The sequence below is a fragment of the Erwinia sp. E602 genome, assembly GCF_018141005.1.
GTDB lineage: Bacteria > Pseudomonadota > Gammaproteobacteria > Enterobacterales > Enterobacteriaceae > Erwinia.
Genome location: NZ_CP046582.1, coordinates 3,010,303 through 3,026,268 on the forward strand (window position 1 = coordinate 3,010,303; position 15,966 = coordinate 3,026,268).

Below are 15,966 nucleotides of genomic sequence, written 5' to 3' on the forward strand. Positions count from 1 at the left end.
CTGGATTTTATTACTGACCATAAAAAAACCCACGCGTTAACGTGGGTTTTCTTACGAATAAGCGAGATTATCGCCGCGCTATGATCCACACCGCATGCACGATACCCGGAATATAGCCGCACAGCGTCAACAGGATGTTAAGCCAGAACGCACCGGCAAAGCCGACCTGCATAAAGACGCCCAGTGGTGGTAAAAGAATCGCAATCACAATTCGAATAAAATCCATATTCTCTCCGTTATCAGTGTTATCTGTGCTCAGCACCTGTTCCAGTATAGACACTATCGCCTGTTCTGCCGGTAAAGACGGGTAAAGCTGCGTAATTGCTGACTTTTTCGTTTTCTTAACAATTGGTGATGAGACTTCTGTCCGCAGAAAAACGTAGAATGTTCCCACTGCATCACCCCTAAAGGTGCGGTCAACCTAAAAAGTAACAAGGATTTTGCCCGCGCAGCGCGGGCTTTTTTTTCCCCGCGATTCCCCTCCTGTCACAGCGTCTATACTTGCTAACGGCGCCTGAGCTGCCGCGCTATGTTTACCAATACCAGCAACGCGTTCGCCATCACCTTCGCAGCACTGCTGCTGCCTGCTGATTTGATAACCGGGGGTATCTATGCCGACTCTGCAGGATCCACTGACGATCGTCACCGATCTCGACGGCTCACTGCTCGATCATCACACCTACAGCTGGCAACCTGCACAGGCCTGGCTGGACCGCCTGCAGGAAGCGCGGATCCCGATCGTCATCTGCTCCAGTAAAACCGCCACTGAGATTGTGCCGCTGCAGCGGGCGCTGGGGCTTGGCAGCGCGCCGTTTATCAGCGAGAACGGTGCGCTGGTGCAGTGGGACGGTGCGCCGGGCGGCCCGCTGCGTCATCATCCCGGCCCGGATTACGCCAGCCTGTGTCATACCCTGCTGCGGCTCAGGCAGCGTGAGGGGTTTAAGTTCACCGGTTTTTCTGACGTCACCGAAAAAGAGATCGCCGACTGGACCGGCCTGTCGCCGGGCGACGCCGCGCTGGCTAAAATGCGCGAGGCGTCAGAAAGCCTGATCTGGCGCGATGACGACGCGCGCTTCGCGCTATTCGGGCAACGTCTGGCGGAGGAAGGGCTGGCGCTGGTGCAGGGAGGACGTTTCTGGCACGTGATGCCGCAGGGCCGGGACAAGGGCAGCGCGCTGCGCTGGCTGCTGCAGGAGACGCCGTTTGGCGCTGCGGCCCCGCTGACCATTGGCCTGGGTGACAGCCCTAACGATGCCCCGATGCTGGACAGCGTCGATTTTGCCGTGGTGATCAAAGGTTTCAGTAAAAACCCGCTGCTGCTGCAGCGCGCAGCAAATCCGGCGGTGTATCGCACCGCGCACGCCGGCCCGCAGGGCTGGAGCGAAGGGCTGGATTTTTTTATCACTCAAACCTGAGTGTTCACGAGTCTGACAGGGGAATGCGATGAGCGATTTTTACCAGAACGGGGTGATTACCAATTTCCACAATCTGACCGATCGCCCGCTTAAAGAGCTGGAAAAGGATCTGGTACGCTTTTCACGCAAACGTAAGATGGGGCTGATCCTGCCTTCGCTGTTTTCCGAACTTGAAGGCCCGGCGCTGGGAAACATCGTCGACGAACTGGCGAAAGTGCCTTATCTGGCCGAGATTGTGATCGGCCTGGACCGCGCTGACCGCGACCAGTTTCTGCACGCGCGGGAGTTCTTCTCCCGCCTGCCACAGCGTCACCGCATTTTGTGGAACGACGGGCCGCGGCTGAAAGCGCTGGACGCCGAGCTGGATAAGGAGGGACTGTCGCCTTCGCAACCCGGAAAAGGGCGCAACGTCTGGTTCTGCACCGGCTACACCCTCGCCTCTGACCGCTCACACTGCGTGGCGCTGCACGACTGCGATATCGTCACCTATGAGCGCGGCATGCTGGCGCGTCTGCTCTATCCGCTGGCTAATCCGAATTTCGAGTACGAATTCTGCAAAGGCTTTTACGCCCGGGTGGCGGACGGCAAGCTGAACGGCCGCGTGGGCCGCCTGCTGGTCGGCCCGCTGCTGCGGGCGCTGCAGAAGGTTTACGGCCACTCCGAGTACCTCGACTATCTTGCCAGCTTCCGTTACCCGCTCTCCGGCGAGTTTGCCATGCGCACCCAGGTGCTCAACGGCATCAAAATTCCCGGCGACTGGGGGCTGGAGATCGGCGTCCTGTCGGAGATTTACCGCAACTACACCACCCGGCAGAGCTGCCAGGTGGAGATCGCCGACAACTACGATCATAAACACCAGCCGCTGTCGGAAGAGGATGGCAGCGGCGGCCTGCGCCGCATGAGCAACGATATCGTACAGTCGCTGCTGCGTAAAATGGCCACCATGGGGGTGAACATCACCAGCGATTCGTTCCGCGTGCTGAAAGCCACCTACTACCGCTACGCGCTGGACGTGATGGAAATTTACAGCCATGACGCGATGATGAACGGCCTGAGATTTGATCAGCACGTTGAGGAGGCGGCGGTGGAGATGTTCACCCAGTCGATTCTGGAAGCCGGTCAGTCGTTTATCGAGCGCCCTAATGAAAAACCCTTTATCCCCAGCTGGAGCCGTGTCCAGTCGGCATTCCCGGATATTTTGCAGCGCATCCAGCAGGCGGTCGAGGAGGATAATAGCGGCGACGTCTGACTGCGCAACCGCGCGCGTTTAACGCCAGGATAATCCGCCTGGCCACTGCAACTTCAACCATTTAGAGTTATACTCGCCGGGCTGAAATGGGAAAGCCCTGCGGCAACAGAGCCGTCAACTGGCAGGCCGGCCGCCGGGTTCCCGCTCTCCTTTGAGATATGAGAACGCCGAACTGATTATGCCTGAACATTACCGTTATGACCTGCCGGCAAAGGCGGGCGACCTGCGCCAACTGGGGCAGTTAACCGGCGCAGCCTGCGCCGTAGAGTGTGCCGAAATTGTTGAACGCCACGCCGGTCCGGTGATGTTGATCGCGCCGGATATGCAAAATGCCCTGCGCCTGCAGGATGAGATACGCCAGTTTACCGACTGCCCGGTGATCGCGCTGGCCGACTGGGAGACGCTGCCCTACGACAGCTTCTCCCCGCACCAGGAGATTATCTCCTCGCGGCTTTCCACGCTGTACCAGCTGCCAACGATGACCCGCGGCCTGCTGATCCTGCCGGTGAACACGCTGATGCAGCGCGTCTGCCCGCACGGCTATCTGCACGGCCATGCGCTGGTGATGCGCAAAGGGCAGCAGCTGTCGCGAGACGCGCTGCGCAGCCAGCTGGAGCAGGCGGGTTACCGCAGCGTCGATCAGGTGATGGCCCACGGTGAATTCGCTACCCGCGGAGCCCTGCTGGACCTCTACCCGATGGGCAGCGACCGCCCGTACCGCATCGACTTTTTCGATGATGAAATTGACAGCCTGCGCCTGTTCGACACCGACAGCCAGCGCACGCTGGAAGAGGTGACGGCGATCAATCTGCTGCCGGCCCATGAGTTCCCTACCGATAAAAATGCGATCGAACTGTTTCGCAGCCAGTGGCGTGAGCGGTTCGACGTCAGGCGCGAACCGGAACACATCTACCAGCAGGTGAGCAAGGGCACCCTGCCTGCCGGTATCGAGTACTGGCAGCCGCTGTTTTTTGACGGCCCACTGCCGACGTTGTTCAGCTATCTGCCCGCCTCAACTCTGCTGGTCAGCACCGGCGACCTTGAGGCCAGCAGCGAACGTTTCTGGCAGGACGTCAATGCCCGCTATGAGAACCGCCGCGTTGACCCGATGCGCCCGTTACTGCCGCCCCCTTCACTGTGGCTGCGCGCGGACGAGCTGTTTGGCGAACTGAAGCAGTGGCCGCGGATACAGCTGGCAACGGAGCAGCTGGCCGATAAAGCCGCTAACCGTAACCTGCAGTACCAGCCGCTGCCGGACCTGGCGGTGCAGGCCCAGGCGAAAGCGCCGCTGGACGCGCTGCGCCGCTTCCTTGAAGAGTTTGACGGCCCGGTGGTGTTCTCGGTAGAGAGTGAAGGCCGCCGCGAAACGCTGCAGGAGCTGCTGGCGCGGATTAAGCTGAAACCGCAGCCGATCGACGCGCTGCATGATGCCCGCCAACCGGGTCACTACCTGCTGATCGGCGCCAGCGAGCATGGCTTTATCGACGGCCTGCGCCACCGTGCGCTGATCTGCGAGAGCGACCTGCTGGGCGAGCGGGTCAGCCGTCGTCGCCAGGACAGTCGCCGTACCATTAACCCCGACGTACTGATCCGCAACCTCGCCGAGCTGCATCCGGGGCAGCCGGTGGTGCATCTGGAGCACGGCGTCGGGCGCTATATTGGCCTGACCACCCTGGAAACCGGCGGTATCAAGGCCGAATACCTGATGCTGGCCTACGCCGGCGACGCCAAACTCTACGTGCCGGTCTCCTCGCTACACCTGATTAGCCGCTATGCCGGTGGTGCCGATGAGAGCGCCCCGCTGCACAAGCTGGGCAGCGACGCCTGGTCACGCGCCCGACAAAAAGCAGCAGAGAAAGTGCGCGACGTCGCCGCCGAACTGCTGGATATTTATGCCCAGCGCGCGGCGAAGACCGGCTTTGCCTTTAAGCATGATAAGCAGCAGTACCAGCTGTTCTGTGAAAGCTTCCCGTTTGAAACCACCCCGGACCAGGCGCAGGCGATTAACGCCGTGCTCAGCGATATGTGTCAGCCGCTGGCGATGGACAGGCTGGTATGTGGTGACGTCGGCTTTGGTAAAACGGAAGTGGCGATGCGTGCCGCCTTCCTGGCGGTAGAGAACCACAAGCAGGTGGCGGTGCTGGTACCGACCACCCTGCTGGCGCAGCAGCACTACGACAACTTCCGCGATCGCTTTGCCAACTGGCCGGTGCGCATCGAGGTGCTGTCCCGCTTCCGTACCGCAAAGGAGCAGGCGCAGGTGCTGGAAGAGGCGCGGGAAGGCAAGGTCGATATTCTGATCGGCACCCATAAACTGCTGCAGAGCGAGATCAAATGGCGCGACCTGGGGCTGCTGATCGTCGATGAAGAGCACCGCTTTGGCGTGCGCCATAAAGAGCGCATCAAGGCGATGCGCTCGGACGTCGATATTCTGACGCTGACCGCCACACCGATCCCGCGCACCCTGAATATGGCGATGAGCGGCATGCGCGATCTGTCGATTATCGCCACGCCACCGGCCCGCCGCCTGGCGGTAAAAACCTTCGTCCGCGAGTACGACGAGCTGGTGGTGCGCGAAGCGCTGCTGCGAGAAGTGCTGCGCGGCGGCCAGGTCTATTATCTGTACAACGATGTGGAAAATATCGAGAAAGCGGCGAAGCGCATCAGCGATCTGGTGCCGGAGGCCCGGGTGGCCATCGGCCACGGTCAGATGCGCGAACGCGAGCTGGAACGGGTGATGAACGATTTTCACCACCAGCGCTTTAACGTGCTGGTGTGTACCACCATCATTGAGACCGGCATCGATATCCCCACCGCCAATACCATTATCATCGAGCGCGCCGATCACTTCGGCCTGGCACAGCTGCACCAGCTGCGCGGTCGCGTGGGTCGTTCGCACCATCAGGCGTACGCCTGGCTGCTGACGCCCCACCCGAAAGCGATGACCACCGATGCGCATAAGCGCCTTGAGGCAATCGCTTCGCTGGAAGATCTGGGGGCCGGTTTCGCGCTGGCCACCCACGATCTGGAGATCCGCGGCGCCGGCGAACTGCTCGGCGAAGGCCAGAGCGGCCAGATGGAAACCATCGGCTTCTCGCTGTATATGGAGCTACTGGAGAACGCGGTGGATGCGCTGAAAGAGGGCCGCGAGCCGTCGCTGGAGGATCTGACCAGCAACCAGACGGAGATTGAGCTGCGGATGCCGTCGCTGCTGCCGGATGATTTTATTCCTGACGTCAACACCCGACTGTCGTTCTATAAGCGTATTGCCAGCGCCCAGCAGGCCGGCGAGCTGGACGACCTGAAAGTGGAGCTGATCGACCGGTTTGGCCTGCTGCCGGATGCCGCCCGCAATCTGCTGGATATCGCCGGGCTGCGGCTGGCCGCCAGAGCGTTGGGTATTCGCAAGCTGGAGGCCAGCGAGAAAGGCGGCTATATCGAATTCGCCGAGAAGAATAAGGTTGACCCGATGTGGCTGATCGGTCTGCTGCAGAAGGAGCCGCAGCACTGGCGGCTGGACGGCCCGACCCGCCTGAAGTTTATGCGCGATCTTGACGAGCGCAAGCTGCGCGTAAAATGGGTACAGACGTTTATGCAGCAGCTTCAGGAGCACGCGGTCTGACCTGATGCCTGAGCTCCGCCGGGCCTGCGCCTTTCAGCGCAGCCGGTTCTTTCACCCCGGCCCCTGCCGCGATAATTCCTATGCGGCAGGGGCCAGAATTCTCATTTCGTGCCCCTTCCCCGCTAATTTTACGTAACGCTATCAGGATCTGACACGCGCCTGCGCCACGATGATGACCGCCATCCGCTCAGGGCTTACCCTGTGCACTCGGTCAACCGCCGGAGCCGGCCATCACGAATGAACTTAACGTGCTGGCCCCACTTGCGTGTTGTACAAAAACTTATACACTCAGGGAGGCTTAATGACGCACACAACGGAACAACACCTGCGACCGAAGACGATCGACTGGCGCGGCAGCTCACTGGACGATCTGAAACAGCTGCCGCTGACGCTGCGGGCGCTGGCAGGCAGGGAGTTGCGTAAGGTTCAGTTTGGTGAAGACCCCGCCGACTTTAAAGTGATTGCAGACTGGGGGGCGGGAGTGGTGGAGATCCGGTTGAACGACGAACATCACTCTGGCCGGGTGGTGTATGTGGCAAAGTTTGCCGAACGACTTTACGTACTGCACAGCTTTATTAAAAAATCGCAGAAAACGCGTAACGAAGATGTTGTTATCATCAAAACCCGCTATCGCGAAGTGATTGCGGAAAGGACCAGGAGCAAAGTATGAGCGATAAAATTGACACTGCCAGCCGCCATCTGACCCGGGCGGAGGATAATATCTTTAGCGACCTCGGGTTTGATGATGCCCAGGCGGCAGCGCTGCTGCGCGACTCTGACGAGGAGATCCGTCGCCTGCAGGCGATGAAAAAACAGGTGATGGCGGAGATCGCTGACTGGATCAAAGCGGGCAATATTAAGCAGCACCAGGCCGCGCAGATCATGCACGTTACCCGCCCGCGCGTCTCTGACGTGGTGAATCAGAAAACCGAAAAATTCACCCTCGATGCGCTGCTGGCGATGGCCGGCGCGATAGGCAAGCAGTTTCAGCTGGTGGCGAAATAATCCATCGCTATGCAGGCATGTCCTGCAGTGTCTGAGCGTTGCAGGGTTGCAGGGTTGCAGGGTTGCAGAATTATGCCCGCTATATTACGGGTTTAACGGCGCTCAGCAGCGTGATTTTGCCAGGGCGGTTGAGATTGGCGTCATGACTGAAGTGGAAGTAATACGGATGTGCCATCATTAACGCGTTGACTGTCGACAGCTTTGCGGCTGTCAACAGTCAACGTTTTTCAGGCTCAGGCTCAGGCTTTATTATTCAGCATCAGCTGGCCGTTGCTGTCCAGTGGAATGCGGGTACCCGGGTCGTTATCCATGCGGACTTTACCCTGCTGGTCGCCAATTTTATAGGTGACGTCGTAACCCAGCATTTTATCCTGCTTGTCATAGACCGTTTTGCAGCGCTGCTCGGTAGTGGTGTAGGTGTCACGATCCTGCAGCGCTCCCTGCACCTGATTACCGCCGTAGCCGCCGGCCAGCGCACCCGCGACCGTGGCGACATCGCGCCCACGTCCGCCGCCGAACTGGTGGCCAAGCACGCCACCGGCTACCGCACCTAATACCGAGCCGGCGATGCGGTTTTCATCCTGCACCGGGCGGCGGTGGGTCAGCGTGACGTTACGGCACTCCTGACGCGGGTTTTTTACCGTCTGTTTAATCGGCGTGGCGGAGAGCACCTGGGCAAACTGCGGACCACGGTCAAACACGTTCATGCTGGCCACGGCAGCTACGCCCAGCGCGGCAGCCACACCGATTCCAATTCCCGCTAACATTGATTTATTCACAGGAAATCCTCCTGACAGTTACCGCGCATACTGGCCTGCTGCAACATCCGTGGCAGGTACGGCCTACCCGGCGTGCGCGACGCACCAGGGTAATGAGCTGAATTTTGCAATCTGACGGGGAGTGTGACAATAAGAATAGGGGAGGAAAACGTGCGAAAGCACCGAAGATACGGGGTTTTAGGAGTGTTCCGAGCACCGGTAATGCCCCCACCTGCAGCAGAAAAAAAGGCCAGGTCAGGGCCGCATTCGCGACGCCCTTCCCGGCCTTTCAGGGTCTGAACAGGATGCAGGACCGGTTCAGACGCGGACTACCGCGCGGCTTAGTGCAGCTTCAGACGCGGGCGGATCACCCGGTTAATACTGCCCACCAGCATCATCAGCCCGGTTTTGAAGTAGCCGTGCAGGGCAATCTGATGCATGCGGTACAGCGAGATGTAGACGATACGTGCGATGCGGCCTTCGATCATCATCGAACCGCGCATCAGGTTGCCCATCAGGCTGCCGACGGTGCTGAAGCGTGAGAGCGAAACCAGCGAGCCGTTGTCTTTGTAGACGTAAGGCTTCTGCGGCTGCCCTTTAATCTCTGCCAGGATATTCGCCAGCACGCGTGATGCCATCTGGTGAGCGGACTGCGCACGCGGCGGCACGAAGCCCCCCGCCGGCAGCGCGCAGGACGCGCAGTCGCCGATCGCGTAAATGTTCGGGTCGCGGCTGGTCTGCAGCGTCGGCTCCACCACCAGCTGGTTGATGCGGTTGGTTTCGAGGCCGCCGATCTCTTTCATAAAGTCCGGTGCCTTGATACCCGCGGCCCATACCATCAGGTCGGCGTCAATAAACTCGCCGGACTTAGTGTTCAGGCCCTTCTCTTCGGCGCTGGTAACCATGGTCTGGGTCAGAACGCGCACGCCCAGCTTGCTCAGCTCCTGATGAGCCGCGGCGGAGATGCGCGGCGGTAAGGCCGGCAGAATACGCTCGCCGGCTTCTACCAGCGTGACGTTCAGCGCTTCGCTGTTCAGCCCCTTAACGCCGTAGCTGTGCAGCTCTTTCACCGCGTTATGCAGCTCGGCAGAGAGTTCCACCCCGGTGGCACCGGCACCGACGATGGCGATGTTCACTTTTTCGGTGGCACCGTTGCTGGCGGAGAACTTAAGGAACAGGTTCAGCATGGCGTTATGGAAACGACGCGCCTGATGCGGGTTGTCGAGGAAGATGCAGTTATCCTTGACGCCCGGCGTACCGAAATCATTAGAGGTACTGCCCAGAGCCATCACCAGCGTGTCGTACTCCAGTTCGCGTTCGGCGACCAGCAGAGCGCCCTTCTCATCGCGAATTTCCGCAAGGTGCACGCGCTTATCGTCACGGTTCAGGGTGGTCAGGGTACCGAGCTGAAACTCAAAGCCGTGCTTGTGGGCGTGAGCCAGGTAGCTCAGTCCGTCAATGCCTTCATCCAGCGATCCGGTGGCCACTTCATGCAGCAGCGGTTTCCACAGGTGAGTCTGGTTACGATCCACCAGCGTGATTTGCGCTTTCTTTTTGCGCCCCAGCTTGTGGCCCAGCTGAGTAGCCAGTTCGAGTCCTCCGGCGCCTCCGCCGATAATAACAATTTTCTTCATAGATACAGTCTGACGACCCTCATAAAAGTGAACCAATCGTTAACTAAAAGTTAAATAATAACCTTAGCAAACATAGGGTTGGCGATGTTAATTCGCGAGCTGAGGGCAGAATAACACGGGGGAATTCATCTGTTCTACGAAAATTGATCCTGGTCAATTTTATTAATAAAAGCGGGAATACTACGAATAACAGGGGTATTTAACCCGCCGGCTGGCGGGTTAATTTTTATATAAAAAACAACGTGGAGATTTGAATTAGCGGGCAGAATTCGCCTTCTGCGTGAGCCAGCGATCCTGCAGTTTTTCCAGCGCGTTATGGCTCTCTTTCCAGCGCGGCGAGTCGATAAGCTGCTGCCGGCTGAAATGACCACGGTGGTACAGCTGGCTGATCCGTTCGCTGCGGGTCGGCGGCAGATTATCCAGCACGCTCACCGCGCCTGCACGGTGGTTGCAGACCAGAATCATGTCGCAGCCGGCGTTCAGCGCCGCCTGCCCACGCTGGGCATAGTTACCCATTACCGCCGCCCCTTCCATCGACAGATCGTCAGAGAAGATCACGCCGTTAAAGCCCAGCTCACTGCGCAGCACCGTCTGCAGCCAGTGCGATGAGCCGCTGGCCGGGTTAGGGTCGACCTCGGTATAGATCACGTGCGCTGGCATGATCGCATCCAGCGCGCCTTCGGCAATCAGCTGTTTGAAAATCGGCATATCCTGCTGGCGGATCTCCGCTTCGCTGCGGTTATCGCGCGGCGTCTCTTTGTGCGAGTCGGCGCTGACCGCGCCGTGCCCCGGGAAGTGTTTGCCGGTGGTCTTCATCCCGGCATCGTGCATACCGCGGATAAACTGCCGCGCCATCGCCAGCGCGATCGCCGGGTCCTGATGGAATGAGCGCTCGCCAATTGCCGCGCTGCCGTGGCCAATGTCCAGCACCGGCGCAAAGCTGATGTCGATATCCATGGCGATCATCTCGGCGGCCATCAGCCAGCCCGCCTGCTGCGCCAGCTGTTCCCCCGCCGCCGCGTCATTCAGTGCGGCAAACGCCTGCATCGCGGGCAGCCGGGTAAAGCCGTCGCGAAAGCGCTGCACGCGTCCGCCTTCCTGGTCGACCGCGATCACCAGCCGCTGGCGTGAGGCGGCGCGGATCTGACGCACCAGTTCGGCCAGCTGCGCCGGATCGTGGTAGTTGCGGGTGAACAGAATCAGCCCGCCCACCAGCGGATGCTGTAAAATTTCACGCTCTTCGGCATCCAGTTCGTAGCCGTGCACGTCTAACATTACGGGTCCCACAGTTCACCTCTTATCCTGCTGTTACAGGCTATATCCGTCATTCATCAGGTCGCACAGGCATTTGCTTCAGGCAACCTGAATGATTCAGGCTACATTGTGTTTAACCTGCCGCCAGCCCTGTTCGGCCAGCGCCAGAAAATTCGTCTCGCCACTCTGCTGCCAGCGCAGTTCATACCAGCAGCTGGCAAGCAGCGTCAGCCACGGTAGCCAGCGGTGAATCTGCTGGCTCAGGGCGTCAGGCAGCAGCTGCTGCTGTCCGGCGTAAGCCGTAATCAGCCGCTGCTGCTGCCCGATATCCAGCCCGTTACCGCTAATGATTGCGGCCAGTTCCAGCGCCACATCGCCATCGCTGGCATATTCCCAGTCGATCAGCCTGAGCCTGCCGCCGGCATTAATCAGATTGCCGCTGTGGATATCCATATGCAACGGTGCCAGCCGCAGCGGACGCGGCTCACCCTGACGCGCTAACCGCCGTAACGCCCGCAGCCACGTCAGCGTGCGCCGTGCAGGCTGGCTGCGCTGCCAGTAACATTGCAACAGCGGCAGCAGGGTTAAGCGGTAACCGCACGGCGGCTGCTGATGCAGTCGCGCCACGGTGGCGGCCAGCGGCTCCAGCCAGTCATTCAGCGCGTCGGGGTGCAGCACCTGCCCCGCCTGCCAGCCCAGCAGCAGCCAGTGCGGGTTGCGCCCTATCGCCTGCGGTGCCACACCGCTGGCGGCCAGCTTGCGTAAAATGCGGTACTCACGACGGCGGCAGACGCCAGGCATCAGCGGGGTAACGTCCGCCCGTCGCGCCAGCAGCGTAACGTCCGGCAGCGCGATGCGCACGCTGCCACCGCTCAGGCCGCTTTGCGCCGTAAAGCATCCGGCGGCAATGTCTGCCGCCGGAAAGTGCTGCCTGATTAGCCGACCGAGTGCCGGATCAGTGCTGAACGGCACCGCTGCCTGACCAGATAATTTCACCGGTCTGCACCAGCATCAGCTGCATCTGCAGCGTCGGCGATTTGATGTCGCCTTCGGCATTGCTGTACAGCACATACTGTGCGCCAACGTAGCGGGCAAGACCGATCGCTTTACTGCGCGAAACCAGGCTGTCTTCCGCCGACAGGCCCAGCGTCTGTTTAGCCACGCCCAGCTGCTGCGGGCTGACCAGCGTGAACTGGCTGTTATTGGCCAGCGCACCCTGCAGCGCCGCGGTCGCCTTAGCGCTCTGCAGGCTGCCGTTAGTGCTGTTTTTCACGCTGTCGACCAGCAGCACGCTGCCGGCGGTGACGCCATCCGCCTTCAGCATCTGCGCCACCAGCGGAGAAACGCTGGCCTGCCAGTTGATGGATTGCATCTTCGGCGGTTGCGGCACGTTCTCTACCGGCGCAGGCTGTGCTGGTACCGGTTGTGGCTCAGGTTGCGGCTGCGGCTGTACCGGTTCCACCGGCGCAGGCTGCTGCCCCTGCTGCTGTTCACCGGTAATACAGCCCGTCAGTAACAGGGCCAGCGCCAGTACGCCCGCCAGCTTAAATTTATGTTGCACGCTATCACTCCTCACAGATACAGGTAGAGACGAACTTTGCCCGCCGACAGGTTGCCGTTTTGCGAGGCCACTTCGGCCTTGCCGTTGGCAGGAACGACCACGGTTTGTGGGCGTTCAAAAGGCAGGATCTCCAGCCCTTTTTCATCGTACCAGTAGAATCGCCAGTTGACGCTGACCGGTTTGTCCTGCTGGTTAAACAGGGTGGTTGAGGCACGCTGCTGGCCGTTGACCTCGCGGATCGTCGGCTCATCGGTGGTGATGCCGGCCGACAGCACCGACGACTCCATCACCAGCGTTTGCGCGGTGTTGATTGCGGTGCGGTCGCTGGAACAGCCGCTGAGTGCCAGCAGCATCAGCGCGCTGATAATGATGAGCCGCATCGGGTGACTTCCGTAGCCGTTCAGGGTCAGGAGACCAGCATCGGCCCGAGAGGGCGGCCGCCCACCAGGTGCAGGTGGATGTGGTACACCTCCTGCCCGCCGTGCTTATTGCAGTTCATAATCAGACGATAGCCGTCTTCGGCAATGCCCTCTTCTTTGGCAATTTTCGCCGCCACGGTCATCATCCGACCCAGCGCCGCCTCATGCGCCGCCTGCACGTCGTTGGCCGTTGGGATCAGCAGGTTGGGGATCACCAGAATATGGGTGGGTGCCTGCGGAGAGATATCGCGAAAGGCGGTGACCAGTTCGTCCTGATAGACGATGTCAGCCGGAATTTCGCGGCGGATGATTTTACTGAAAATGGTTTCTTCGGCCATGGTGCATATCCTTAGCATCTGTTCAATTATCGCAGTATGAGCGAGAAAATCGTTTTTTATCAACTTTCAACGCCGTTTTTCTTTTCTTCACCTGCGGACAGGATCATACACTATTGCTTAAGACGTAAAAAAGGGAGCCTGCGCTCCCTTTTCATTTTACTGATGCTTAGCGCTTATGCGTTACGCATGTAGTCGTCCATGTCGGTTTTCAGGTTATCGGACTTGGTGCCGAAAATCGCCTGAACGCCGGAACCTGCCACCACTACGCCGGCAGCACCAAGCTTCTTCAGCCCTGGCTGGTCGACTTTCGCCACGTCCGCCACGCTGACGCGCAGACGGGTAATACAGGCGTCGAGGTTAGTAATGTTCTCTTTACCGCCGAACGCAGCAACCAGGTTGGCCGCCATTTCGTTGGCCGAGGCGCTGGTCTGCTCGCCGGAGCTCTCTTCACGGCCCGGCGTTTTCAGATCCAGTTTGGCAATCAGAACACGGAAGATAGTGTAGTAGATGATGCCGTAGATGATACCGACAATCGGGAACAGCCAGAGTTTGCTACCGTTACCGCTCAGCACGATGAAGTCGATCAGGCCGTGCGAGAAGCTGGTACCGTCGCGCATGCCCAGCAGAATAGCGATTGGGAACGCCAGACCGGCCAGAATTGCGTGGATCACATACAGGATCGGCGCAACGAACATAAAGGCAAATTCAATCGGCTCGGTGATACCTGTCAGGAACGAGGTCAGCGCGGCGGAGATCATGATACCGCCCACTTTGGCACGGTTTTCCGGCTTCGCGGAGTGCCAGATGGCAATCGCTGCGGCAGGCAGGCCGTACATTTTGAACAGGAAGCCGCCGGACAGTTTACCTGCGGTTGGGTCACCCGCCATATAACGCGGGATATCGCCGTGGAATACCTGGCCTGCCGCGTTGGTGAATTCGCCGATCTGCATCTGGAACGGCACGTTCCAGATATGGTGCAGGCCAAACGGCACCAGAGAACGCTCAACCACGCCGTAGATGCCAAACGCCACCACCGGGTTCTGGTACGCCGCCCACTGGGAGAAGGTCTGGATAGCCGAACCAATCGGTGGCCAGATGAAGGAGAGCACCACGCCGAGGAAGATCGCCGTCAGGCCGGAGATAATCGGTACAAAGCGCTTACCGGCGAAGAAGCCAAGATACTCTGGCAGCCTGATGCGGTAGAAGCGGTTAAACATATACGCGGCGATGGAGCCGGCGATAATCCCGCCGAGCACGCCGGTATCGGCCAGGTGCTTGCTGGCGATCTCTTCCGCCGGCAGGTGCAGCACCAGCGGCGCGACCACGGCCATGGTTTTCACCATGATGCCGTAAGCTACCACCGCCGCAAGGGCAGAAACGCCGTCGTTATTCGTGAAGCCCAGCGCCACGCCGATGGCAAAAATTAGCGGCATGTTGGCAAAGACTGAACCACCGGCTTCCGCCATCACCTGTGAGACGACCAGCGGTAACCAGCTGAAGTTGGCAGAACCAACGCCCAGCAGAATACCCGCTATCGGCAGCACCGAAACGGGTAACATCAGCGATTTACCGACCTTTTGCAGGTTCGCAAATGCATTTTTGAACATAGTGTAAAGCTCCTGAGTATGAGTGCTTTTCGTTCGCGTGGTACGCGGTGCAAAGGAGGGAGGATCCATTGCTTTTTTCAGAGAGTCTTAACGCTCTCGGTATTTATTACGAAGAGTAAAATAAATTGGTAAAAATTTGTTTGATGGCTATCACGTTTCGCGCTGCCCATCCGCTGATAACCAGGAAAAATCGTCAAAACCCGCTAAATTTTGCGCTAAAAAAAAGTGCAGCCGCCAATTTTCGGCGCTGCACTTTACGACTTTTCGCTATTAATTACGAGGCATAAAACAAATCAGCCAGTGGATTCAACCGCCCAGGCGCGACATCGGCACGTGGAACAGGCGCGAGAAGTTTTCCGTGGTGGCGCGAGCCATCTCTTCAATGCTGACGCCCTTCACCACCGCCATATACTCCGCCACATCACGGGTCCAGGCCGGCTGATTCTCTTTGCCACGGTGCGGCACCGGGGCCAGATACGGCGAATCCGTCTCCACCAGCATGCGGTCCAGCGGCACATAGCGCGCCGCGATGCGGATCTGCTCAGCATTGCGGAAGGTGGCAATGCCGGAGAAAGAGATGTAGAAACCCATATCCAACAGTTTTTCCGCCGTTTCCCGATCTTCAGTAAAGCAGTGGAGTACGCCCCCGCAGCGATCGGCCTGCTCTTCCTTTAGAATAGCCAGCGTGTCTTCGCGCGCGTCACGCGTGTGGACAATCACCGGTTTGTTCAGATCGCACCCCACGCGAATATGCTCCCGGAAGGAAGCCTGCTGACGTGCTTTGGTCTCTTGCTGATAGAAGTAGTCCAGCCCGGTCTCGCCCATCGCCACCACCCGTGGTTCGGCGGCCAGCGCGCGCAGTTCGGCGAAGTCGTACTCCTCTTCCTGATTCAACGGGTGCACGCCGCAGGAGTAAGCCACGTCGGGACGATCGCCAATCAGTGCGGTCATCGCTTTATAGCCCGGCAGCGTGGTGGCTACCGCCAGCATAAATTTTACGTCGCGCGCCGCCGCCTTGGCGGCCACGTCGGCCACATCCTTGTGCAGGGTTTCGTAGTTCAGGCCATCCAGATGGCAGTGAGAATCAACTAAAAACATGTTCGC

15 protein-coding genes are annotated in these 15,966 nt (G+C 59.3%); 5 read left to right on the forward strand and 10 right to left on the reverse strand.

Annotated elements, in window-relative coordinates:
- Positions 1 to 67 precede the first annotated feature (67 nt).
- Positions 68 to 226: a YqaE/Pmp3 family membrane protein gene (locus GKQ23_RS15310; RefSeq protein WP_072166368.1), complete on the reverse strand. Its 159-nt coding sequence runs from the start codon at positions 224 to 226 to the stop codon at positions 68 to 70.
- A gap of 385 nt (positions 227 to 611) precedes the next feature.
- Here GKQ23_RS15310 and GKQ23_RS15315 point away from each other — a divergent pair, with 385 nt between their 5' ends.
- The 5 genes from GKQ23_RS15315 (at position 612) to GKQ23_RS15335 (ending at position 7,291) form a co-directional block, all read left to right on the forward strand.
- Positions 612 to 1,415 carry a mannosyl-3-phosphoglycerate phosphatase-related protein gene (locus GKQ23_RS15315; RefSeq protein WP_212408730.1) on the forward strand — a complete coding sequence of 268 codons (804 nt, stop codon included), beginning with the start codon at positions 612 to 614 and terminating at the stop codon, positions 1,413 to 1,415.
- A 28-nt stretch (positions 1,416 to 1,443) separates the two neighbouring features.
- A complete protein-coding gene (locus GKQ23_RS15320; RefSeq protein ID WP_212408731.1) occupies positions 1,444 to 2,664 on the forward strand; it encodes a glycosyl transferase in 1,221 nt (406 codons plus the stop codon).
- A 178-nt stretch (positions 2,665 to 2,842) separates the two neighbouring features.
- A complete protein-coding gene (mfd, locus tag GKQ23_RS15325; RefSeq protein ID WP_101505848.1) occupies positions 2,843 to 6,286 on the forward strand; it encodes a transcription-repair coupling factor in 3,444 nt (1,147 codons plus the stop codon).
- A gap of 301 nt (positions 6,287 to 6,587) precedes the next feature.
- On the forward strand, positions 6,588 to 6,956 hold the full coding sequence (locus GKQ23_RS15330) for a type II toxin-antitoxin system RelE/ParE family toxin (protein WP_056236561.1): 369 nt from the start codon (positions 6,588 to 6,590) through the stop codon (positions 6,954 to 6,956).
- A complete protein-coding gene (locus GKQ23_RS15335; protein WP_056236563.1) occupies positions 6,953 to 7,291 on the forward strand; it encodes a helix-turn-helix domain-containing protein in 339 nt (112 codons plus the stop codon). Before GKQ23_RS15330 ends, GKQ23_RS15335 begins: the two co-directional genes overlap by 4 nt.
- A 239-nt stretch (positions 7,292 to 7,530) precedes the next feature.
- Here GKQ23_RS15335 and GKQ23_RS15340 read toward each other — a convergent pair whose 3' ends face one another.
- From GKQ23_RS15340 to GKQ23_RS15380, 9 genes are all read right to left on the reverse strand, one after another.
- On the reverse strand, positions 7,531 to 8,070 hold the full coding sequence (locus GKQ23_RS15340; protein ID WP_056236565.1) for a glycine zipper 2TM domain-containing protein: 540 nt from the start codon (positions 8,068 to 8,070) through the stop codon (positions 7,531 to 7,533).
- Positions 8,071 to 8,390: 320 nt separating this feature from the next.
- Complete coding sequence (locus GKQ23_RS15345) at positions 8,391 to 9,683, reverse strand: NAD(P)/FAD-dependent oxidoreductase (RefSeq protein WP_212408732.1); 1,293 nt, start codon at positions 9,681 to 9,683, stop codon at positions 8,391 to 8,393.
- A 255-nt stretch (positions 9,684 to 9,938) separates the two neighbouring features.
- Positions 9,939 to 10,958, reverse strand: coding sequence for a beta-N-acetylhexosaminidase (gene nagZ / locus GKQ23_RS15350; RefSeq protein WP_212408733.1), 1,020 nt, complete (start codon positions 10,956 to 10,958; stop codon positions 9,939 to 9,941).
- Between the two features lie 96 nt (positions 10,959 to 11,054).
- Positions 11,055 to 11,933, reverse strand: a complete 879-nt coding sequence (gene thiK / locus GKQ23_RS15355) for a thiamine kinase (protein ID WP_249168417.1) — start codon at positions 11,931 to 11,933, stop codon at positions 11,055 to 11,057.
- Complete coding sequence (gene lpoB, locus GKQ23_RS15360) at positions 11,893 to 12,498, reverse strand: penicillin-binding protein activator LpoB (RefSeq protein ID WP_056236572.1); 606 nt, start codon at positions 12,496 to 12,498, stop codon at positions 11,893 to 11,895. The genes thiK and lpoB overlap by 41 nt, the downstream gene beginning before the upstream one ends.
- Positions 12,499 to 12,509: 11 nt before the next feature.
- Positions 12,510 to 12,878 carry a YcfL family protein gene (locus tag GKQ23_RS15365; RefSeq protein WP_212408734.1) on the reverse strand — a complete coding sequence of 123 codons (369 nt, stop codon included), beginning with the start codon at positions 12,876 to 12,878 and terminating at the stop codon, positions 12,510 to 12,512.
- Positions 12,879 to 12,904: 26 nt separating this feature from the next.
- Positions 12,905 to 13,255 carry a purine nucleoside phosphoramidase gene (gene hinT / locus GKQ23_RS15370; protein ID WP_056236576.1) on the reverse strand — a complete coding sequence of 117 codons (351 nt, stop codon included), beginning with the start codon at positions 13,253 to 13,255 and terminating at the stop codon, positions 12,905 to 12,907.
- 173 nt (positions 13,256 to 13,428) lie between these two features.
- Positions 13,429 to 14,862, reverse strand: a complete 1,434-nt coding sequence (gene ptsG, locus GKQ23_RS15375) for a PTS glucose transporter subunit IIBC (RefSeq protein WP_212408735.1) — start codon at positions 14,860 to 14,862, stop codon at positions 13,429 to 13,431.
- A 306-nt stretch (positions 14,863 to 15,168) separates the two neighbouring features.
- Positions 15,169 to 15,960: a metal-dependent hydrolase gene (locus tag GKQ23_RS15380; RefSeq protein ID WP_212408737.1), complete on the reverse strand. Its 792-nt coding sequence runs from the start codon at positions 15,958 to 15,960 to the stop codon at positions 15,169 to 15,171.
- Positions 15,961 to 15,966 lie beyond the last annotated feature (6 nt).